This is a genomic window from Phyllobacterium sp. 22229, assembly GCF_052056495.1.
In the GTDB taxonomy this organism is placed as follows: domain Bacteria; phylum Pseudomonadota; class Alphaproteobacteria; order Rhizobiales; family Rhizobiaceae; genus Phyllobacterium; species Phyllobacterium myrsinacearum.
In genome coordinates this window covers 24756-46485 of sequence record NZ_JBQEPA010000016.1, presented here as the reverse complement: position 1 = coordinate 46485, position 21730 = coordinate 24756, and the positions used below count along the sequence as shown (strand labels likewise).

The following is a 21730-nucleotide window of genomic DNA, read 5'->3' as shown; positions in this document are numbered from 1 at the left end:
ATGCCATGGATACAATGAAACGGCCGGCTCGCCTCATCCGTTGCATCGTTGTGTCCGTATCTCTCGGTGCGGCTGGCGGGCTTGTCTTTACCGACATCGCCGCCGCCCAGCAGCGCACGCTGCTCGACATGCTCTTCGGCCCGCGCCGCGAAGTCTACCGCGAAAACACCGACCGGATGATCTTCGACGAAAACAACCGGCCCGTCCGCCCCTCCAAGAATCGCACGACCAAACGGGCCGAGCGGCCGCGGCCACAACCGGCGGCTCCCGCCAATCAACCCTCGGCGCCTGCGGCCGAACCGGTCATTCCATCGAAACTGGCCGATGCGAAAACCATTCTGGTTGTCGGCGACTTCATGGCCAGCGGCCTTGCCGAAGGCCTCAACGCGGCCTTCATGGATTCGCCTGGCGTGCGCGTGGTCGACAAGAGCGACGGCTCATCCGGCTTCGTGCGCAGCGACCACCGCAACTGGCCCGCCACCATCGGCAGCCTGATCGACGCGGAAAAACCGGCTGTTGTCGTCATGATGATCGGTGCCAACGACCGCCAGCAGTTTGCCAACGGACCCGCACCGCAGAGCGAGGCCTGGACAAAGGAATACCAGAGCCGCATCAACGCCTTCCTTGAAGCGGTCAAGAAGACGGGGCACCCCGTGGTCTGGGTCGGCCAGCCCTCGTTCAAGTTCAAGAACATGAGCACCGACCTGCTGGCGTTCAACGAGCTTTACCGTAATGCGACGGAGAAGGCGGACGGCAAGTTCGTCGATGTCTGGGAAGGCTTTGTCGACCAGGGCGGCAGCTTTACGCTGTCGGGCTTTGACATCTCCGGCCAGACCGCCCGCCTGCGCAACAATGACGGCGTCGGCCTGACCACCGCGGGCAAGCGCAAACTGGCTTTCTACGCGGAAAAACCATTGCGCCAGATGCTCGGCAACGCCACCTCACCGGCCATCGCCGCGGTCAAGCCGGGCTCGCCGGTGCAGGCACTGCCAGAAACCCCGCAGGCACCGGTCAAGGTCGACCGCATTGCGCCGATCAGCCTGAGCGATCCGGAACTGGATGGCGGCACCGATCTGCTCGGCGCCGCACCGAAAGGCGCAGCCGCCGACAAGTCGGCGCAGGACAAACTGCTTCTGGAAGGCAAGGCGCCGGACGCCCAGCCGGGCCGCATCAACGACTATGCCTGGCCGGCAAAGTCTGACGCGGCACCGAAATAACGCCCCGCTTATCGCGGCAGAACCGACGATCCCATCAGCGCGACATCGATGGCCTGTGCCGCCTGGCGGCCCTCACGGATCGCCCAGACGACCAGCGACTGGCCGCGGCGGATATCACCGGCGGTAAACAGCTTGTCGACGCTGGTGCGGTAATCCTTGTCATCGGCGGCAATCGAACGGTTGCCGCGGCGATCCGCCCGCATCTCCAGCGCATCGCCCAGTTCCCTGACGACACTGGTTTCGAACGGGCCGGAAAAGCCGATGGCGATGAAGGCGAGATCCGCCTTGATGTAGAATTCGGTGCCGGGAACCGGCTTGCGCGCTTCATCGACCTCGCAGCACTTGACATGGGTCAACGCGCCATTCTCACCGATGAATTCAAGCGTTGCCACCTGGAACTCGCGGTCCGCGCCTTCCGCCTGCGAGGAGGACGTGCGCATCTTCGTCGCCCAATAGGGCCAGACGCTGAGCTTGTCTTCCTTTTCCGGCGGCTGCGGGCGGATATCGAGCTGGGTGACCTTCACCGCGCCCTGGCGGAATGCGGTGCCGACACAGTCGGAGGCGGTATCGCCGCCGCCGACGACAACCACATGGCGGCCTGACGCCACAATCGGATCGCTCGGCCAGGCCACCGATTCGATGTTTTCACGGCCGACGCGGCGGTTCTGCTGTACGAGATAGTTCATGGCATCGTGGACGCCGTCGAGATCCGCACCCGGAATACCAGCCGGACGCGGCGTTTCGGCACCGCCGCAATAAAGCACCGCATCATAGGTATCGAGCAGTTCCTGCACCGGCTTGTCGATGCCGACATTGACGCCGTAGAAGAAGGTGACGCCTTCGCCTTCCATCTGCGCCACACGGCGGTCGATGAAATGCTTCTCCATCTTGAAATCGGGAATGCCGTAGCGCAGCAGGCCGCCGGCGCGGCTTTCGCGCTCATAAACATGCACTTCATGGCCGACGCGGGCAAGCTGCTGCGCTGCGGCCAGACCGGCCGGGCCCGAACCGATGACAGCCACTTTCCTGCCGGTCTTCGACGCTGCAGGCTGCGGGATGATAAAGCCCTTTTCATAGGCCTTGTCGGCAATCGCCTGTTCCACCGTCTTGATGGACACCGGCACATCTTCGAGATTCAGCGTGCAGGCTTCCTCGCACGGGGCCGGGCAGATACGGCCGGTGAATTCCGGGAAATTGTTGGTGGAATGCAGGTTGCGGATCGCCTCATCCCAATTGTCGTTGTAGACGAGATCGTTCCAGTCCGGAATCTGGTTGTGGATCGGGCAGCCGGTTGGCCCGTGGCAGAACGGGATGCCGCAATCCATGCAGCGTGCCGCCTGCTTCTTCACTTCGCCATCGGTCATGGGAATGGTGAATTCCCGGAAATGGCGAATACGGTCAGACGCGGGCTGATACTTACCGACCTGCCGGTCGATCTCGAGAAAACCTGTTACCTTACCCATAAAACTGCTCCCCTCACCCTTGGAGGACCACCCGTTCCCATGTTGGGTCTGGGCAGCATTGGACCCCATGCCGAGCATCAGGATGATGACGCTCGAAGCAGGAGTGCGTTGATTTTATTCCGCTGCGACACCCATCCGCATGCGCTCCATGTCTTCGAGCGCGCGGCGGTATTCGACCGGCATGACTTTCACGAATTTCGGCCGGAAGGCTTCCCAATTGTCGAGGATTTCCTTCGCCCGGCCCGAGCCCGTGTAATGCATGTGGTTCGAGATGAGCTGCACGAGGCGTTCCTCGTCATGCCTGGTCATGTTGGCCGAGACATCGACGCGGCCCTTATGGGCCAGATCGCCGCCGTGATGGTGCAGTTTTTCGAGGATGTCATCCTCTTCCGGCACCGGCTCCAGCTCGACCATCGCCATGTTGCAGCGCTGGGCAAAATCCCCGGCTTCATCAAGGACATAGGCCACGCCGCCGGACATGCCGGCGGCAAAGTTGCGTCCGGTCTGGCCGATGACCACGACGACACCGCCGGTCATGTATTCGCAGCCATGATCGCCCGTGCCTTCGACCACCGCGATGGCGCCGGAGTTGCGCACGGCAAAGCGTTCACCCGCCACGCCGCGGAAATAGGCTTCGCCTTCAATGGCCCCGTACAGCACCGTATTGCCGACGATGATCGAATTCTCCGGCACGATTTTCGTATCGTCCGGCGGACGGACAACGATACGGCCGCCGCACAGGCCCTTGCCGACATAGTCATTGCCGTCGCCGATCAGCTCGAACGAAATGCCGCGGGCAAGGAATGCCGCGAAGGACTGACCGGCCGTCCCGGTGAAGGTGACCGAGATCGTGTCTTCCTTCAGTCCCTTGTGCCGGTAGCGCTTGGCCACTTCACCCGACAGCATCGCGCCAGCCGAGCGGTCGACATTCTTGATCGGCAGTTCGATCTTGACCGGCGTCTTGTTTTCCAGCGCGGGCATGGCCTGCTCGATCAGCGTGCGATCCAGGATATCGACGATCGGATGGTTCTGCCGTTCCGTCCAGCGTGTCTTTTCCTCCGCCGCTTCCGGCTTGTGGAAGATGCGGGTGAAATCGAGACCCTTGGCCTTCCAGTGATCGATCATCGCGCGCTTTTCGAGCAGTTCGGCCTTGCCGACGATCTCTTCCAGCCTTGTATAGCCCATGTCCGCCAGGAACTGCCGCACCTCTTCCGCCATGAAGAAGAAGAAGTTGATGACGTGTTCCGGCGTGCCCTTGAAGCGCTTGCGCAGGACCGGATCCTGCGTTGCCACGCCGACCGGGCAGGTGTTGAGATGGCACTTGCGCATCATGATGCAACCGGCCGAAATCAGCGGCGCCGTGGAGAAGCCGAATTCGTCGGCGCCCAGCAGGGCACCGATGATCACGTCACGACCCGTGCGCAGACCGCCATCGACCTGCAGGGCGATGCGCGAGCGCAGGCCGTTGAGCACCAGCGTCTGCTGGGTCTCGGCAAGGCCCATTTCCCACGGGGAACCGGCATGCTTGAGCGAGGTGAGCGGCGATGCACCCGTGCCGCCGTCATAGCCCGATATGGTGATGTGATCGGCGCGCGCCTTGGCAACACCGGCCGCAACCGTGCCGACGCCGACTTCCGACACCAGCTTGACCGAGACATCGGCTTGCGGGTTGACGTTCTTCAGATCGTAGATGAGCTGCGCCAGATCCTCGATGGAGTAGATGTCGTGGTGCGGCGGCGGCGAAATCAGGCCGACACCGGGTGTCGAATGGCGGGTCTTGGCAACCGTTGCGTCGACCTTGTGGCCGGGCAGCTGGCCGCCCTCGCCGGGCTTGGCACCCTGCGCCACCTTGATCTGCATCATGTCGGAATTGACGAGATATTCGGTCGTCACGCCAAAACGTCCCGATGCCACCTGCTTGATAGCCGAGCGTTCCGGGTTCGGCTTGCCGTCCGGCAGCGGATAGAAGCGATCCGGCTCTTCGCCGCCCTCGCCCGTGTTCGACTTGCCGCCGATCCGGTTCATGGCGATGGCAAGGGTCGTGTGCGCCTCGCGGCTGATCGAGCCGAACGACATCGCCCCGGTCGAGAACCGCTTGACGATATCCTTGGCCGGTTCGACCTCATCGATGGAGACGGGCTTGCGCCCGGCATCCTCAGCCATTTTGATCTTGAACAGGCCGCGGATGGTCTGCGCCCGGGCCGACTCGCTGTTCACCAGATCGGAATATTCCCTGAACGTCGTCGCCGACTCCGTGCGCACCGCGTGCTGCAGCTTGGCCACCGCATCGGGTGACCAGAGATGCGCCTCGCCGCGCATGCGGTAGGCATATTCACCGCCGACATCCAGCGTGCTCAAGAGGACCGGGTCATTGCCGAAGGCATCGCGGTGGCGGCGCACCGTCTCCTCGGCCACTTCCTCCAGACCGACACCTTCGATGGTCGTCGCCGTACCGAAGAAGAAGCGGTCGACGAATTCCGACTTGAGGCCAACAGCGTCGAAAATCTGCGCGCCGCAATAGGACTGGTAGGTGGAAATGCCCATCTTGGACATGACCTTGAGGATGCCCTTGCCGATGGACTTGATGTAGCGCGACACAACTTCCCTGGAGTCCACCTCCGGCGGGAATTCGCCGCGCTTGTGCATGTCGAGCAGCGTGTCGAAGGCAAGGTAGGGATTGATCGCTTCGGCGCCATAGCCAGCGAGGCAGCAGAAATGGTGCACTTCGCGCGGCTCGCCCGATTCCACGACCAGACCGACCGAGGTGCGCAGGCCCTTGCGAATGAGGTGATGGTGAACAGCCGCCGTCGCCAGCAGCGCCGGGATCGGGATGCGGTCCGGCCCGACCTGACGGTCGGACAGGATGATGATGTTATAGCCGCCATGCACCGCCGCCTCGGCGCGGTCGCACAGACGCTCCAGCGCACCGGTCATACCGTTGGCGCCTTCCTCGACATTATAGGCGATATCGAGCGTCTTGGTGTCGAAGCGGTCTTCCGTATGGCCGATGGAGCGGATCTTTTCCAGATCGCCATTGGTCAGGATGGGCTGGCGCACTTCCAGACGCTTGCGGCGCGAGGTGCCGACCAGATCAAAAATGTTCGGACGCGGACCGATGAACGAGACAAGGCTCATCACCAGCTCCTCACGGATCGGATCAATCGGCGGGTTGGTGACCTGGGCAAAGTTCTGCTTGAAATATGTATAGAGCAGCTTCGACTTGTCGGACATGGCCGAGATCGGCGTGTCCGTGCCCATCGAACCGATGGCTTCCTGACCCGTCGTCGCCATCGGCGACATCAGCAGCTTGGTGTCTTCCTGCGTATAGCCGAAGGACTGCTGGCGATCGAGCAGGCTGACATCCTTGCGCAGCGCGCGTGGCTCGACCGGGCTCAGCTCTTCAAGGATGAGCTGGGTGTTCTTCAGCCATGTCTTATAGGGATGGCGGTTGGCGATCTCGGACTTGATCGTGTCATCGGAGACGATCTCGCCCTTTTCCATGTCGATCAGCAGCATGCGGCCCGGCTGAAGCCGCCACTTCTTGACGATCTTTTCTTCCGGCACCGGCAGCACCCCGGCTTCCGACGCCATGATGACGAAATCGTCATCGGTGACGATATAGCGGGCCGGACGCAGGCCGTTGCGGTCGAGCGTCGCGCCGATCTGGCGGCCATCGGTGAAGGCAACCGCCGCCGGGCCATCCCATGGCTCCATCAGGGCGGCATGATATTCGTAGAACGCCTTGCGGTCGTCCGACATCAGCTTGTTGCCCGACCATGCCTCGGGAATGAGCATCATCATCGAATGGGCGAGCGAGTAGCCGCCCTGGAACAGGAATTCCAGCGCGTTGTCGAAACAGGCCGTATCGGACTGGCCTTCATAGGAGATCGGCCAGAGCTTCGAAATGTCGTTGCCGAAGAATTCGCTGTCGACGGAAGCCTGACGGGCCGCCATCCAGTTGACGTTGCCGCGCAGGGTGTTGATTTCACCATTGTGCGCAACCATGCGGTAGGGATGCGCCAGCTTCCATGACGGGAAGGTGTTGGTCGAGAACCGCTGATGCACCAGCGCCACCGCGCTGACGAAGCGGGGATCCTTCAGGTCCTTGTAATAGGCACCGACCTGATAGGCGAGGAACATGCCCTTGTAGACGATGGTGCGCGCCGACATGGAGACGACGTAGAAGTCGCTCTCCTTGCCGCCGTTCTCCTGGTAGATGCGATTGGAAATCACCTTGCGCAGGATAAACAGACGGCCCTCGAAATCCTCGTTGGTTTCGATGTTGGGGTTGCGCGCGATGAACACCTGGCGGTGGAACGGTTCCGTCTCCGCAATATGCGGTGCCTTGGACAGGGACGAATTGTCGACGGGAACATCGCGGAAGCCGATCAGCGTCTGACCTTCCGAGGCGATCACTTCCGTGATGACGGTTTCGATATGGGCGCGCTCTTCGGCATCCTGCGGCATGAAGAGATAGCCGACCGCGTAGTGATTGACCGGTGGCAGCTCGACACCCTTTTCCGCCCATTCCGCGCGGAAAAACGCATCGGGAATCTGCACGAGCATGCCTGCGCCATCGCCCATCAGCGGGTCGGCACCGACGGCACCGCGATGCGTCAGGTTTTCGAGCATGAACAGCCCGTCTTCAATGATCTTGTGCGACTTGACGCCCTTCATATGCGCGACGAAGCCGACGCCGCAGGCGTCATGTTCATTGCGCGGATCGTATAAGCCTTGCCGGGTGGGAATGCCGGACGATTTATTGGTTTTGACCGCACGGTTCTGTACGGCCTGAGCAAATTCAGTCGTTACAGATGGCGTCAAATCCGACATCGTCAATTCCTCCAAATGGGCCCCTTGGGGCGGTCAATTCCTCGCGGGACGGAATACCATATATTCCTGCCCCTTCTGGTGCGGCATATCTTCCGGTTGCAAACTGCGGTCACCATTTTGAGGACGGAAGCACTTCTGCTTGCCATCCCGCGCTTGGATCGTGCAAATTAGGACAGCATTGCTGTCATATCCTCGTATGCCAGAATAATTCCAAACAAACAAGATGGAAAAGCAAAAAATAACAGCATTGGACGAAATATCATTGCGCAAACCACTGGTGATTTATGCATTTCATTTCGATGCAGGCGTTTTTCCCTAAATAAACGAGGAAATACAGTTGGTTCCGCCAAGCGCGGTGAAAATCCCCTGCCGGAAAGACATCATCTTCTGCTTTCCAGCCCGCAGGGAAAAGCGTAAGCGTGACGGCGTCAGTCATAAATCCGAGGTCATTTCATGCTTTTTGCATCCGATAATTGGGCCGGAGCCCATCCGAAAATTGCCGAAAATCTGACCAGACACGCCGGCGGTTTCGCTGCGGCCTATGGCACGGGCGATCTCGACCATGCCGTCCAACAGACCTTCAGCACAATTTTCGAGCGCGACGTCGCCGTCTTCTTTGTCGGGACCGGAACAGCGGCCAATTCCCTGGCACAGGCCAGCATCGTACGGCCGGGCGGCATCACCTTTGCCCACCGGGAAGCGCACATGATTGCCGATGAGGCCGGTGCCCCCGGCTTTTTCGCCCACGGCGCACGGGTGCAGGCCATCGACGGGCCAACCGGCCGCATCGCCATCGATAATCTGAAAGCCGCCCTCAACGGCTTCCCCGAAGGCCATGTTCACGCGGGCCAGCCGATGAGCGTTTCGATCACGCAATCGACCGAAAGCGGCACGCTGTATGAACTGGCCGAGATCGCCGCCATCTCGGCATTGTGCCGGGAAAATGGCCTGCCGCTGCACATGGATGGCGCCCGCTTTGCCAATGCGCTTGTCGCGCTCGGCTGTTCTCCCGCCGAAATGACCTGGAAGCAGGGCGTCGATATCCTGTCGTTCGGCGGCACCAAGAATGGCTGCTGGTGTGCCGAAGCGCTGGTCTTCATGAACCCCGAACAGGCTCGGCAGATGCCCTATATCCGCATGCGGTCGGCGCAGAATTTTTCAAAATCACGCTTCATCGCCGCCCAGTTCGAAGCCTATTTCGCCGGCGGGCTCTGGCTGGAAACGGCAGCCCATGCCAATGCCATGGCGGCCGAACTGGCCGGGCGGATCAGCGCATCGAAGGAGCTGCGCCTTGCCTGGCAGCCGCGCGCCAATGAAGTGTTCGCGATCATGACAAAGCAGACATCGGCAAAACTGCAGGCGGCGGGCGCCGTTTTCTATGACTGGCACACACCCCATGCCGAAAAGGGCCATGTTGCCGAAGACGAGACGATCACCCGCTTCGTCACAAGCTTTGCCACAACCCCCGAAGACATCCGCCGCTTCGGCGCTCTCATCGCATAAAAAAAGCGGCGCAAACGCGCCGCTTCTTTCACTCCTGCTTTCGCAGCTTAGTTCGTGGTCCTGGCTTCGATCTGCTTGGCCGTCTTTTCAGACAGCGCAGTCACAGCGATCTTGCGCGGCTTCATTTCCTCGGGAATTTCGCGCTTGAGATCAATGTGCAGCAAGCCGTTTTTCAGGCTGGCGCCACTGACTTCAACGAAATCGGCAAGATGGAAGCGGCGTTCGAACGCGCGGGAAGCAATGCCGCGATACAGGGTTTCAGCACTGCCATCCGATGTTTCGGCAGCCTTCTCGCCGGTCACCTTGAGCTGGTTGCGATGGGCTTCGATCTGGATTTCGTCTTCCGAGAAGCCGGCAACGGCCATGGTGATGCGGTAGGTGTTCTCGCCGGTCCGCTCGATATTGTAGGGCGGATAGGACTGGGCACCGTCTGGCTGAGCCAGCGAGTCGAGGATGGTGAAAAGCCGGTCAAAACCGACAGTCGAACGATAGAGTGGGGAAAAATCCACGTGACGCATAGTAAGCCCTCCTTTAGAGCGACAATGTTGCGTGTTCTGGCTCGTCAAGAGACCCCCTCAATCGGCAGGTCCCGCTGAACCAGTGACCCCGTTATGGCGGTCACACCAGATATCTGGGAAACGGCCAAAGCCATTTCAAGCCCTTTTCTGCCTCCGAAAGCCTTCCACAGCGATGAACGCAAGATGAACGCACCTTTCGGGATACGTTCACACGCCCTCCCCTATAAACACATCCAACGCCGGGATTTGACCGGCAAGAGACGAGGACAAGATGATGAAAAAGACTGTTCTGGCACTGACCGCCGCCGCCCTGCTGGTCACGGGCTTTTCCGCTTCGGCCATGGCCGACGACTTCATCTATCGCGGTGACCGGGCAATCTACATGGATGGCCGCGGTGACATGGATGGCCTGCTTGTCCAGGACCGCCGCTACTATGGCGATCAGCGTGGGGAATGGCGCCGCGATGAGCGCTTCCGTGACCGGATGGGTCCGCGCGAGGTAACCCGCATGCTGGAGCGCCGCGGCTACCGTGTCCGTGATGTGAACGTCGAACGCGGCCGTTATTTTGTTCAGGCATGGCGCCGCGGCACGCCGGTGCTGGTCACCGTGTCGCGAGACGGCGACATTCTCGATACCCGCGTGATGGGCGATCGTCGCGGCTACCGCGACCGCCGCAGCGATAACGGGTTCAGCATCGAGATCCGTCCGGCGAACGACTACTGATTTTGAGATCGTTCCAGGTGTAACGTCCCTTCCGCCTGGAATGTACTGACCGGAAGCCCTCCCCAGGGTTTCCGGTCATTTTTTTGTTTTTACGCGGACCCGGTTTGACCTTTATTGCCATGCATTTTATCAAAAGATGCAAATGCACCCGTGTGATCCCCTCATAGGCGGGACGAGGACTGACCGGTATCCATGACCCATCCGCTTGTCGAAACAGCCGCCAATCCGACGCCGCAGGATGCCCGTGTTGCCGCATTGCCGCTCAAGGGCGGCAGGCAGCTGCGCTACGCCATATTCCCCGCCACCACCCATCCCGTCCAGGGCACCGTGATCATCCTGCAGGGCCGCAACGAGTGCATTGAAAAATATTTCGAGACCATCCGCGACATTGCCAAGCGGGGTTTTGCCGTCGCCACCTTCGACTGGCGCGGCCAGGGCGGATCGAGCCGCCTGCTGAAAGACCCGCTGCGCGGTCATGTCAGACGTTTCGACCATTATGCGGCCGATCTGGAACTGCTGTTCGAAAGCGTGCTTCTGCCCGATTGCCGCGGACCGTTTTACGTGCTGGCCCATTCCACCGGCGCGCTGGCGGCGCTTCTTGCAGCGCCTGCCCTGGCAAACCGCATCCGCCGCATGGTGCTGATGGTGCCGCTTCTCGACGTCAATGGCAGCCGGCTCGGCAAGATTCTGCTCAGCGCCGTCGCCAATAGCCTGCGGTTAACCGGTCTTGGCGGGATGTATATCCGCGGCGGAAAGCCGGTGATCAAACCCTTCGCGCTCAACGAGGTGACATCGGATGCCGCCCGCTACCTGCGCAACAGCGAAATCGTGAAGACCGCCCCGGAGCTTGCTATTGGCGGCCCGACCGCCGGATGGATCGCCTCGGCAGCCAAGGCGATCAAACGGGTGACAAACCCCGATTATATCGAGGCAATCCGCATCCCCACCCTGGTCGTTGCCGCCGGAGCGGACAGCGTTGTGTCCACTCCGGCGATCGAACGGTATGCCCTGCAACTGCGCAATGCGACGCTGATCACCATCGACGGCGCCAAGCATGAAATCCTGCAGGAAAAGGATTTTTACCGCGAACAGTTTTTCGCGGCATTCGATGCCTTCATTCCCGGAACCGGCGGCGACATGGCCGGGATCGAGAACGAACAGGCCACGTAGACGTGAGCTTTCAGCGGTTGAGAAGGTCCAGCGCCTGTGCGTGCAGTTCCTTTGAGCCCGCCGCCACGATATCACCCGCCTTTTCCGCCGGGCCACCGTCCCAATTGGTGATGACGCCGCCCGCCTTTTCGATGATCGGCACCAGCGCGACGATATCGTAGGGATGCAAGGCGGTCTCCACCACCAGATCGACGAAACCGGCGGCAATCATGGCATAAGCATAGCAGTCCGCCCCGTAACGCGGCATGCGCACGCTGCGCTCAACGCGGTCATAGGCCTCGCGCTTTTTGTCCTTGAACAAAGCGGGGGTCGTGGTGAACAGCGTGGCCTGCGCAATATCCGGGTTCTGCCGGGTTTTCAGCTGGCGTGCACCGCCCGGTCCCTCATAATAGGACGCGGTGCCGTCGCACAGGAACAGCTCCCCGGTGAAGGGCTGCGCCATGACGCCGGCCACCGCATCGCCATCGACGGTCAGGCCCGCAAGCGTGCCCCACACCGGAAGCCCCGATATGAAGGCGCGGGTGCCATCGATGGGATCGATCACCCAGACATGCGAGGCGTCGAGATTCTCCGAACCGAACTCCTCGCCCATGATGCCGTGACCGGGATGGGTGCTGTTGATCAGCGCGCGAATCGCCCGTTCGGCTTCCCTGTCCGCCTCGGTGACCGGGTCGAATCCAACCTGATATTTGTTGTCGATGGACGAAATGGTGCGAAAGCGGGGCAAAGTCTGCGCTGCCGCAACTTCGGCAATCCGCCGCAAAAACGAAAGTTCAATGGCCAAAACGGTTCCTCGCGATCAGAATTTTCTCATTTATCTGCATTGTCGGCTAAATTATTGCATTTTTTTTAGGCACATAATTATCGTGCTCAAAAAACCGCACAAATCACTTGACATTTGTGCGATGCAGCATAGATTGGTTAACGGACGGGGTGACCTGTCTATGCCCTCCTTGGGCGTTTCCTCCCTAGACTTGGACCGCGCATCTGCGCGGTCTTTTTTTGTTTTCAGACGGGCCGCAGCAACTGGGTCTTATTCCGCCGCGAGCGGAACATCGAGGAAATGGAAGTCCGGCAGCGAGACGAGATCGGCCAGGAACTGGCTGATATCACGCTGCAGCTGTCCGAAGCCGGATTTGCGCTCGTAATTGTGCTCATTGAGATAAAGCCCGCGGTTGACCTCGATCTGCAGCGCGTGGAAACGCTTGAGCGGACGCCCGTAATGCTCGGTGATGTAACCGCCGGCATAGGGCTTGTTGTGCGCCACCGCATACCCCATCTCGCGCAGGAGATGGATGGCGGCATGCGTCAATTCCGGCGAGCAGCTGGTGCCGAACCGGTCCCCGATGATGAAATCCGGGCGCAGGCCGCTCTCCGGAAACCGGATGCCGGTGGGCATGGAATGGCAATCGACGAGGACGCCATAGCCAAAGCGGCTGCGCGTTTCCACCAGCATTCCGGCAAGCAGCGCGTGATAGGGCTTGTAGATCGTGGCGATGCGGCCGAGCGCTTCCTCGACGGGCAGTTTCTGCGCGTAGATTTCCTGCCCTTCGCCGACAAGGCGCGGCACGGTGCCAAGACCGCCGGCAACCCGGGCCGAATTTGCATTGGCATAGGAGGGAAGCGAATCGCTGAACATCTTCGCATCGAGTTCATAGGGCTCGCGGTTGACGTCGAGATAGGCGCGCGGGAAATGCGCCACCAGCATTGGTGCGCCGAGCATGACGCTGGCGGCAAAGAGCTGATCGACAAAACAGTCTTCCGAGCGGCGAATCGTTTGCGCATCGAGCTGCGACTGCTGCAGGAAGGCCGGCGGGTAAACCTGACCGCTGTGCGGCGAATTGAATACAAACGGAATACGCTGGTCAGCCGGCCGGCGCAGTTCATAGGGCAGCTTGTCAGGGAAATCGCGCTCGAGGGTCATTCTTCACTTCGACGGTTTGCTTGAATATACCTTACTTTAGAGCAACTTCGCCCCGGAGGGAATTGATCAGCCGTCAAAGGCGGTGGAACTTTTCGGGGCTGACCGGTCGGCGCGCATTCTTCGCGCGTCCAGCTGCGATCTTCCTCGACTTTTCCGGGGTTCCCCCTTATTTTCAGCAAATCATTCACGCGATCTTTACCAAAAAAGCGTCTTGTTAAGCATGATGGGACGCCTGTCTGGGGATGATCAGGCGATAGACAATTCGGACGGACTGATGAAGAGAATCCTGCTAGCAGAAGATGACAATGACATGCGGCGCTTCCTGGTGAAGGCGCTGGAGAAGGCAGGATACCACGTCACGCCTTTCGACAATGGCGCCAGCGCCTATGACCGGCTGCGCGAAGAACCGTTCTCACTGCTGCTGACCGACATTGTCATGCCGGAGATGGACGGTATCGAACTGGCACGCCGCGCATCGGAAATCGACCCCGATCTGAAAATCATGTTCATCACCGGTTTTGCCGCCGTTGCGCTGAACTCCGATTCGAAGGCGCCGAAGGATGCGAAAGTGCTTTCCAAGCCTTTCCACCTGCGCGATCTCGTCAATGAGATCGAAAAGATGCTGGTAGCGGCCTGATCAAAGGCCCTATCTGCCTGCTCCGGTGAAGAAAGCCTGATAACTTCTTCCAACCCTATTGACGGACCGGAATCAATATGGTGTATGCGCCCCTGTCGGATGGGCGTGTAGCTCAGCGGGAGAGCACTACGTTGACATCGTAGGGGTCACAGGTTCAATCCCTGTCACGCCCACCATCCGAAACCTCCAGCCTCAAATTGCATTGCAGATCCGGCAGCTCCGCGATGCGGAGATCTGACCGGTTACAAGCAGCCCAGATCAGACAGCGTCTGCCGCACCGCCTCGTCGATCGGCGTCCTCGGCTCGGCGCCGAGTGTGCCGGTCAGCCGCGTGTTCGTCATGCGCAGCGGTTGCTTCCACAGATACCGCATCTCCTTCAATTCGTGCATGAACGCATTAAAGGGTGCCATGATCGGCACAATCCACCACAGAAACGACCTCACCTTCACCGGACGGCCAACCACGCGCCTGATGGCGGCAGCCATCTGCATGCCGTCCGCATCCCAGAACCCTTCCATGTGATAGACCGCAAAACGAGGGAGGCTGCCGGCCCGCTCGACCAGTTGAGCCATTGTTTCGGCGACATCGGGAAGAAACGCCCATTGGTGTCCGATACCGCGCCTTGAGGGGTTATTGACGAGCGATACCGGCTTTCCCGGCGTGACAAGCCCTTGCGAAAACCAGTTGTTTGCGGCCTTCGGGCCAAAGAAATCGCCAGCGCGCACGATCAGGACGTCGAGACCGGATGCGGAAGCATCCTTCAGACGCTGCTCCATCATGACACGCAGCCCGCCCTTTCGCGTGAGCGGATGTTGCGGGCTGTCTTCACCCAGAACGGGGAATGCGTCGGGTCCGAAATTATAGACAGTGCCCGGCAGAAGCACGCGGGCGCCCACCTGCCTTGCCGCCGCGATGGTATTGTCGAGCATGGGCACAACAAGCTTCTCCCAGTCCCGGTATCCGGGCGGGTTGACGGCATGGACGATCAGGCACACGCCCTCCGCGGCCCGGCTGACATCGCGCGGATTGAGGGCATCACCCGCAATCCACTCGAAATCTCCCTCGACCTTTGCAGCCTTGGCCAGATCGCGGGTCAGGGCCTTGATATGCCAGCCTCGCTTCAGAAGGTTGCGTGCGACCGCACCACCGATGCCACCTGTTGCGCCCAGTACCAGCGCCATCTTCTGCTCTGTTGATTGCATGCTCGTTTTCTCCGTTGTTCCGGCAACAGTGCACCAGCAATAAGATAAACAAAATTGACAAAATTCATTGACTAGCTATACATAAATGATGCAACAGATGCCGAACTGGGATCTTTACTGGACTTTTCTTCACGTCATCCGACATGGCTCGCTGTCAGCAGCGGCGCGCGAACTCGGTTTGACACAACCTACGGTCGGACGGCATATCGATACGCTGGAAGACCTTATTGGTGCCCAGCTCTTCACCCGCTCGCCGAATGGCCTGCTTGCAACCGATGCCGCGCTGGAACTGCAACCCTACGCTGCCGCCATGGCTGCCAATGCCGCAGCACTTGTCCGTCTGGCCACAGCGCAGCGGGACGCGGTGGAAGGCACGGTACGCATTGGCGCGAGCGAGGTTATCGGCACCGAAGTCCTTCCGCAGATACTGGCGCCGCTGCTTGAGACCTATCCCGCCCTGCACATCGAATTATCCGCCTCCGATACGGTCGAAAATCTCTTGAACCGCGAGGTCGATATTGCTGTCAGAATGGCAGAGCCCACGCAGGAGGCGCTGCTTGTGCGCAATGTCGGAGACATTTCGCTCGGGCTCTACGCGCACCGGGCCTATCTTGCCAGATATGGCGTGCCCCGTACGCTGGCAGAATTGAAAAATCACCGGCTCATCGGGTTCGACAGGCAGACCGCCTTCATACGCAGCGTCGAGAAACGCTTTCCGATGTCGCATGAGCTCAAGTTCAGCTATCGCACGGACAACAATCTGGCCCAACTCGCCGCTATCCGGTCAGGAATTGGCATCGGCATATGCCAGGACAGTCTCGGCCAGGCAAATCCCGACCTCGTGCGCCTGCTGCCCGGCGCGTTTTCGATCGTCCTTCCCACCTGGATCGCCATGCACGAAAACCTGCGGTCTTCACACCGCTTTCGGCTGATCTTCGATACGCTGATCAGAGGCATGCTTGCCCATATTGAACTGGCGTCAGGCAAGAAGGTGCAAGGCCCCCTCGCGTTTTGACGCGCTGATCATAACGGTGAAACGATGGGGTGACGCGCAAGGGATGACATTTGACTCATAAAAGTCTATCGACACCTCCATCAACGATCTGATCCAATATTTCGGAAAGCCTGGGAACCATGAAGAACGCAATCACGCTCAAGCAGTTGAAAGCCGGCATCGGCACAGAAATCGGCTGTTCGGAATGGCGCGTGGTCAGCCAGGACATGATCAACAAGTTTGCCGATGCAACCGATGATCACCAGTTCATCCATACCGATCCGGAGCGTGCGGCCAAGGAAACGCCGTTCGGCGGCACCATCGCCCATGGCTTCCTGACCATCTCGCTGCTGTCGACGCTCGCCTATGAGGCGCTTCCGATGATCGAAGGCGCCACGATGGGCATCAATTACGGCTTCGACAAGGTGCGCTTCATGGCGCCGGTCAAATCCGGCAAGCAGGTGCGCGCCCGCTTCAAGCTGGTCGATGCGGATATCCGCCCGTCCGGCCGTGTGCTCAACAATTATGAAGTCACGCTGGAAATCGAAGGTTCGATCAAACCGGCACTCGTCGCCAACTGGCTGACCATTGCCGTGCTCGAGCATCCCCCGGAAATGGACTGATCAGGCGCGGACTGTCTCGACAAGCCGCCCGGCATCGTCGAGCGGCGCTGCCCTGTCGTGCATGGCCAGATCCTGGAAGGCAAACGGCCCCTGCACGAACATGCCCATGTCATAGGCATTGCGGATCTGCGCGCCCTTCAGGAACAGAAGGTGCATCTTGAAAAAATTCTTCTTGGCACGCGCATAGCGTTTGGCGCTGTGAATGTGCTTGAACCGGATACGCCGGATCAGCGGCTCGGTGCGCGGGATTATCCCCAGCGCCGCTGCCGGGTTCGACCGGTAGAAATGCACGATATCCGCAATGGTCTGATACTCCGCCCACAGAACCGGCGTATCCTGCAGGACAACCCGGACATCTTCCCGCAAATCCGTTGCACGCGGATGAAAGGCAATCATCAACAGGCATGAGCCGGTCGCCACCAGCGAAACGGGCTGCTGCCTGATGAGCTGCGGCGCACTGCGCCAGACATCGGCAATGGCCTCGACAGCCGGCACCGTGCCCAGGCTGTGCCCGATGATGACCACTTCGTCCGCGCCGCTCTCGCGCAGCTTCCTGGCGAGGTGATCGGCAAAGGCCTTGCGCCGTTCCTGCAATGCCGGGCTGCGGCGGTAAATCCGGTCTGACGCCGCCGCCCAGTCATCCAAGAGATAGGACAGGAACACCTTTTCCCCCGGCCAGCGGATCATGAAGCGGGCGATGGCGAGCGCAAGGGGAATGGTCCAGACCATGTGGTAGGCGCTGAAACCGCCAAACAGCGGTCCAAGCCCGATCAGCAGCGCAACGAGCGAAATGAAACAGGTCAGCGCAAACGGCCACATGAAAAAGATGCAGAACCGCCAGCTTGTGCGCAGATACCGCCAGAAAGTGCCGGTGATGAGAATATCGAGAAACGCCATCAGGCCGGTGGCAAAGCGCGTTACGACATTGCGCGCGGAATAGGCATCGAAGATGTCAGCCGTGCCGTACTGGCAGAACTCGGTTTCAACCGTCCAATTCGCTCCGGTTGTGTCGAGCCGCATCGAAGCGATGTTCGGCCCCTCCGGCTGCATGGGGCCCGCTTTGGTTTTGGTGTGCCAGAGCGTGTTGAAATCGGCCGAGGCATTCAGATAGCGCCCGCGCACGGCATCGGGATGCAGGCCTTCATAGCCTGTAAAATTGATAACAAGGCGCTTTTTGACAGCCATAAACCACTCTCGCGACGCGACCGCGCGAATCGGCAGCCATCGGCATTCTCATTATGGCAAAGCACGGCGCAATTGTGATCGATAACTTCACCGGCGATCAATCTGCACACTATTATTACGCGGGGCTGTCAAATACCCGCACATTCGGCAAAAAGATCATCGTTGCTGACCGTCTGCCCGTCAGACGGCCACGTCCCGCGCGGATTCCTGCAGAAAGCCGTAGGCATAGCCGGAGAAAGAGCGCCAGCACTCAACCCGGAACGTGTCCTCGGCCGTCCGCCACAGCACGATCTCGATCTTGCCGAGCACCGTGCGCGACGCCGCGCCAACCGGGAAAGCACCCAGCGACAGGTCCTGCGGGCAACCGCCATTGACAACCGCATCGGCGCCCCTGCCGGAAACGATGATCCCGATATTGCGATGGGAAATGTCGACGGCGGAATGCAACACCTTGACCTTGGCAAGATCGGCGACGAGCGAACTGCCGTCCGCATCGAGAACAAGCCATTCATCCGGGCCGATCCACAGGGCGGCGCGGTTGCCCGCAGTCGCCGTTGTCTTCGGTTTCAGCGGCAGGGAAAGGCCGAGCGCCTTCGACAGGGCCGCCACCGCATCGGGCCGCGCCCGCAGCGACACGCGGGTGGCATTGTCAGCCGGGGTGACCGATACGGACCCGATACCGGCTTGGCCGGCCTGCAATGGATGTGCGCGCTGCGCTGCTTGAGCAAGGTCAGCCATTCAACCGTTCTCCCTTTTCGTCGAAGAACACCGTTCCGGTCACTTCCACTTCAATCACGCCATCGGGCATCGGCACATAGAGCGTTTCGCCGAGCCGCTTTGTTCCGTCGATCACCAGCCCCATGGCTATCGACCGGCCGCAATTCTGCGACCAGTAGGACGATGTCACATGGCCGATCATGGTCATCGGCACCGGCTGGTTCGGATTGGCTACAATCTGCGCACCCTCTTCCAGCACCACGTGGGCATCTTTGGTCTTCAGGCCAACCAGCTGCTTGCGCCCGTCCGCCACCAGATCGCGGCGCAACAGGCCGCGAATGCCGACATAATCCGTCTTGTTCTTGCCGATGGCCCAGGTCAGGCCCGCATCCTGCGGCGTCACCGTGCCATCCGTGTCCTGGCCGACGATGATATACCCCTTCTCGGCGCGCAGCACGTGCATGGCCTCGGTGCCGTAGGGCGTCAGACCCAGCGGCTTGCCGCGCTCGTAGACGGCTTCCCAGACGGCCCGGCCATAATCGGCAGGCACGTTGATTTCATAGCCCGCTTCACCGGTGAAGGACATGCGGAACAGCCGTGTCGGCACGCCGCATATCCTGCCTTCCCTTACGCTCATGTGCGGCATGGCCTCATTGGAAAGATCGATGCCTTCCACCAGCGGCGCGATGATCTCGCGGGCCTTCGGCCCCTGCACCGCAATGACGGCCCATTGCTCGGTAGTCGAGGTCAACCAGACATTGAGATGCGGGAATTCCGTCTGCAGATAATCTTCCATGTGGTTCATGACGCGCGGCGCGCCGCCGGTCGTCGTCGTCACGTGGAAGCGATCCTCGGCCAGGCGGCCAACAACGCCGTCATCATAGATGAAACCATCTTCGCGCAGCATGATACCATAGCGCAGGCGGCCGACACCGAGTTTTTCCCACGGATTGGTGTAGAGCAGCTCGAGGAATTTCGCCGCATCGGGCCCAACCACTTCGATCTTGCCGAGGGTCGAGGCGTCGAAGATACCGGCCTGATTGCGCACGGCGACGCATTCGCGGTTCACTGCCGCATGCATGTCCTCGCCTGCCTGCGGATAATACCAGGCGCGCTTCCACTGCCCAACATCCTCAAAAGCCGCACCCTGCGCCGCATGCCATGCATGCATCGGCGTGCGGCGGGTCGGATCGAACAGGTCATGGCGGGCATGGTTGACGATCGCACCGAAAGTGACCGGCGTGAATGGCGCCCGGAAGGTTGTCAGGCCCACGGCCGGGATCGGACGGTTGAGCGCTTCGGCGGCAATCGCCAGCCCGTGCAGGTTGGAGGTCTTGCCCTGATCGGTGGCCATGCCGTTGGTGGTGAAGCGCTTGACATGCTCGATGGAATGCATGCCTTCGCGCACTGCAAGGCGCACGTCCTTGGCGGTCACATCGTTCTGGAAATCGACGAAAGCCTTGACCGTTGTATCGGCACCCGCACCCGGCGCCGAGCCGATCATGCCGAGCACCCAGTCTGTACCACCGGTTGCCTTGAGCGCTTTGGTCTTGCCCTTGAAACCGGTCTCACCGGCAAGCTTGCTGCCAGCCGCTGCTGCTTCGTCCAGCGCCTGCTGCAGCCCGTCGCTGCCATTGCAGGCGCCGACCGAAACACAATCCTGCGCATAGGTGCCGGGCAGGAACCGCTCATTGGCGGCATCCCACGCCACCTTGCCGCGCGACTGCGAGAACAGGTGCACGGAGGGTGTCCAGCCCGCCGACATGATCAGCGCATCGACCACGACCTTGCGCTCGCTGCCGCCCCGGTTGGGGCGGATACTGATGGAGGAGACGCGGCGTTTGCCCCCGGCGCTGAACACCGCATGACCGGTCACAACGTCGATACCGAGCGAACGGGCTTCCTCGATCACCGGCGAGGATGGATTGTCACGCGTGTCGACAATAACGGGAACGTCGATGCCGGCCCGCTTCAGATCGATGGCCGCCGCATAGGCGGAATCATTGGCGGTGTAGACGCCGACCTTGCGGCCGACCGCGACCCCATACTGGTTGAGATAGGCGCGCGCTGCCGAAGCCAGCAGAATGCCGGGACGGTCATTGTTGGCGAAAACCATGTGCCGTTCGATGGCGCCGGTCGCCAGGATGACCTTCCTGGCACGCACCTGCCACAGGCGCTCCCTTGGCATGTCGGAACCGGGATTGCTCAGATGGTCGCTGATGCGTTCGACAAGGCCGACAAAATTCTGGGCGTAATAACCGAACGCCGTGGTGCGGGTGAGAACCGTGACGTTTTCCATGGCGCGCAGGGATGCCAGCGTTTCCGTGGCCCAGTCATAACCCGGCTTGCCGTCGATGGTCACGTCGGTCTCATAGCGCAGCGCGCCGCCCGCTTCCGGCTGCTCGTCGCAGATGATGACCTTGGCACCGGTTTGCGCGGCGGTGAGTGCCGCAGCCAGACCGGCAGCGCCGCCGCCGACAACCAGAACATCACAATGGGCAAACCGGTTGGAATAGCGGTCCGTGTCGGCTTCACCCGGAACAACACCAAGACCAGCAGCCGCACGGATCTTTGGCTCATAGATGGTTTTCCATGCAAACTTCGGCCACATGAATGTCTTGTAGTAGAAGCCTGCGGGCAGCATGGGCGAGAACAAATCATTGATCGCACCGACGTCAAAGGTCAGCGACGGCCAGCGGTTCTGCGACTTGACCTTCAGCCCGTCATAAATCTCCTGCACGGTCGCCCGCACATTCGGCTGCTTGCGGGATTTGTCGCGCTCGATATCAACCAGCGCATTCGGCTCTTCGCTGCCTGCGGAGAGGATGCCACGCGGACGGTGGTATTTGAATGAACGGCCGACCAGATGAATGCCGTTGGCCAGCAGCGCCGAGGCCAGCGTGTCGCCTTCAAGACCCGTCAGGCTCTGCCCGTCAAAGGTGAAGCGAACGGTCTTGGCCGGGACGAGACGGCCGGCGCCGGCAATACGGTTGCTTCCGGAATGGGCTGTGGTGCTCATC

The 21730-nt window shown here is 60.6% G+C and carries 17 protein-coding genes and 1 tRNA gene; 8 read left to right on the top strand and 10 right to left on the bottom strand.

What is annotated here, in order from left to right:
- The first annotated feature begins 14 nt into the window (after window positions 1-14).
- Window positions 15-1217 carry an SGNH/GDSL hydrolase family protein gene (locus ACTJJ7_RS19110; RefSeq protein WP_440968534.1) on the top strand — a complete coding sequence of 401 codons (1203 nt, stop codon included), beginning with the start codon at window positions 15-17 and terminating at the stop codon, window positions 1215-1217.
- 8 nt (window positions 1218-1225) lie between these two features.
- On the opposite strand, the gene ACTJJ7_RS19105 is transcribed toward ACTJJ7_RS19110, so the two are convergent.
- From ACTJJ7_RS19105 to ACTJJ7_RS19095, 3 genes are all read right to left on the bottom strand, one after another.
- Window positions 1226-2680: a glutamate synthase subunit beta gene (locus ACTJJ7_RS19105; protein WP_105731870.1), complete on the bottom strand. Its 1455-nt coding sequence runs from the start codon at window positions 2678-2680 to the stop codon at window positions 1226-1228.
- A gap of 114 nt (window positions 2681-2794) precedes the next feature.
- Window positions 2795-7513 (bottom strand): glutamate synthase large subunit, encoded by a 4719-nt coding sequence (gene gltB / locus ACTJJ7_RS19100; RefSeq protein WP_440968491.1) that lies wholly within the window; start codon window positions 7511-7513, stop codon window positions 2795-2797.
- 259 nt (window positions 7514-7772) lie between these two features.
- On the bottom strand, window positions 7773-7949 hold the full coding sequence (locus tag ACTJJ7_RS19095; protein WP_440968490.1) for a hypothetical protein: 177 nt from the start codon (window positions 7947-7949) through the stop codon (window positions 7773-7775).
- A gap of 17 nt (window positions 7950-7966) precedes the next feature.
- On the opposite strand from ACTJJ7_RS19095, the gene ACTJJ7_RS19090 reads away from it, so the two are divergent.
- A complete protein-coding gene (locus ACTJJ7_RS19090; RefSeq protein ID WP_440968489.1) occupies window positions 7967-9016 on the top strand; it encodes a threonine aldolase family protein in 1050 nt (349 codons plus the stop codon).
- 47 nt (window positions 9017-9063) lie between these two features.
- On the opposite strand, the gene ACTJJ7_RS19085 is transcribed toward ACTJJ7_RS19090, so the two are convergent.
- Window positions 9064-9534 (bottom strand): Hsp20 family protein, encoded by a 471-nt coding sequence (locus tag ACTJJ7_RS19085; RefSeq protein WP_440968488.1) that lies wholly within the window; start codon window positions 9532-9534, stop codon window positions 9064-9066.
- Window positions 9535-9808: 274 nt separating this feature from the next.
- Here ACTJJ7_RS19085 and ACTJJ7_RS19080 point away from each other — a divergent pair, with 274 nt between their 5' ends.
- Window positions 9809-10258 carry a hypothetical protein gene (locus ACTJJ7_RS19080; RefSeq protein WP_130502066.1) on the top strand — a complete coding sequence of 150 codons (450 nt, stop codon included), beginning with the start codon at window positions 9809-9811 and terminating at the stop codon, window positions 10256-10258.
- A gap of 192 nt (window positions 10259-10450) precedes the next feature.
- On the top strand, window positions 10451-11428 hold the full coding sequence (locus ACTJJ7_RS19075) for an alpha/beta fold hydrolase (protein ID WP_440968487.1): 978 nt from the start codon (window positions 10451-10453) through the stop codon (window positions 11426-11428).
- 10 nt (window positions 11429-11438) lie between these two features.
- Here the strand turns inward: ACTJJ7_RS19075 and hisN are convergent, their stop codons facing one another.
- Together hisN and ACTJJ7_RS19065 are read right to left on the bottom strand one after the other, a co-directional pair.
- Entirely contained in the window at window positions 11439-12212 is a 774-nt protein-coding gene (gene hisN / locus ACTJJ7_RS19070; protein WP_105731864.1) for a histidinol-phosphatase, read from the bottom strand.
- Window positions 12213-12461: 249 nt separating this feature from the next.
- Window positions 12462-13352: an N-formylglutamate amidohydrolase gene (locus tag ACTJJ7_RS19065; RefSeq protein ID WP_105731863.1), complete on the bottom strand. Its 891-nt coding sequence runs from the start codon at window positions 13350-13352 to the stop codon at window positions 12462-12464.
- 274 nt (window positions 13353-13626) lie between these two features.
- Between ACTJJ7_RS19065 and cpdR the strand changes: the two genes are divergently transcribed.
- Together cpdR and ACTJJ7_RS19055 are read left to right on the top strand one after the other, a co-directional pair.
- Window positions 13627-13989 (top strand): cell cycle two-component system response regulator CpdR, encoded by a 363-nt coding sequence (cpdR, locus tag ACTJJ7_RS19060; protein WP_091878276.1) that lies wholly within the window; start codon window positions 13627-13629, stop codon window positions 13987-13989.
- A gap of 101 nt (window positions 13990-14090) precedes the next feature.
- Window positions 14091-14165 (top strand) — tRNA-Val (locus tag ACTJJ7_RS19055).
- Between the two features lie 66 nt (window positions 14166-14231).
- Here ACTJJ7_RS19055 and ACTJJ7_RS19050 read toward each other — a convergent pair.
- On the bottom strand, window positions 14232-15191 hold the full coding sequence (locus ACTJJ7_RS19050; protein WP_440968486.1) for an NAD(P)H-binding protein: 960 nt from the start codon (window positions 15189-15191) through the stop codon (window positions 14232-14234).
- Between the two features lie 88 nt (window positions 15192-15279).
- Here ACTJJ7_RS19050 and ACTJJ7_RS19045 point away from each other — a divergent pair, with 88 nt between their 5' ends.
- Together ACTJJ7_RS19045 and ACTJJ7_RS19040 are read left to right on the top strand one after the other, a co-directional pair.
- Window positions 15280-16206, top strand: coding sequence for a LysR family transcriptional regulator (locus tag ACTJJ7_RS19045; RefSeq protein ID WP_130270678.1), 927 nt, complete (start codon window positions 15280-15282; stop codon window positions 16204-16206).
- Between the two features lie 119 nt (window positions 16207-16325).
- Window positions 16326-16808, top strand: a complete 483-nt coding sequence (locus tag ACTJJ7_RS19040) for a MaoC family dehydratase (protein ID WP_105731860.1) — start codon at window positions 16326-16328, stop codon at window positions 16806-16808.
- Here ACTJJ7_RS19040 and ACTJJ7_RS19035 read toward each other — a convergent pair whose 3' ends face one another.
- The 3 genes from ACTJJ7_RS19035 to ACTJJ7_RS19025 form a co-directional block, all read right to left on the bottom strand.
- Complete coding sequence (locus tag ACTJJ7_RS19035; RefSeq protein WP_440968485.1) at window positions 16809-17993, bottom strand: alpha/beta hydrolase; 1185 nt, start codon at window positions 17991-17993, stop codon at window positions 16809-16811.
- A gap of 180 nt (window positions 17994-18173) precedes the next feature.
- Window positions 18174-18731 (bottom strand): sarcosine oxidase subunit gamma, encoded by a 558-nt coding sequence (locus tag ACTJJ7_RS19030; protein WP_440968484.1) that lies wholly within the window; start codon window positions 18729-18731, stop codon window positions 18174-18176.
- A complete protein-coding gene (locus ACTJJ7_RS19025; protein WP_440968483.1) occupies window positions 18724-21729 on the bottom strand; it encodes a sarcosine oxidase subunit alpha in 3006 nt (1001 codons plus the stop codon). Before ACTJJ7_RS19025 ends, ACTJJ7_RS19030 begins: the two co-directional genes overlap by 8 nt.
- Window position 21730 lies beyond the last annotated feature (1 nt).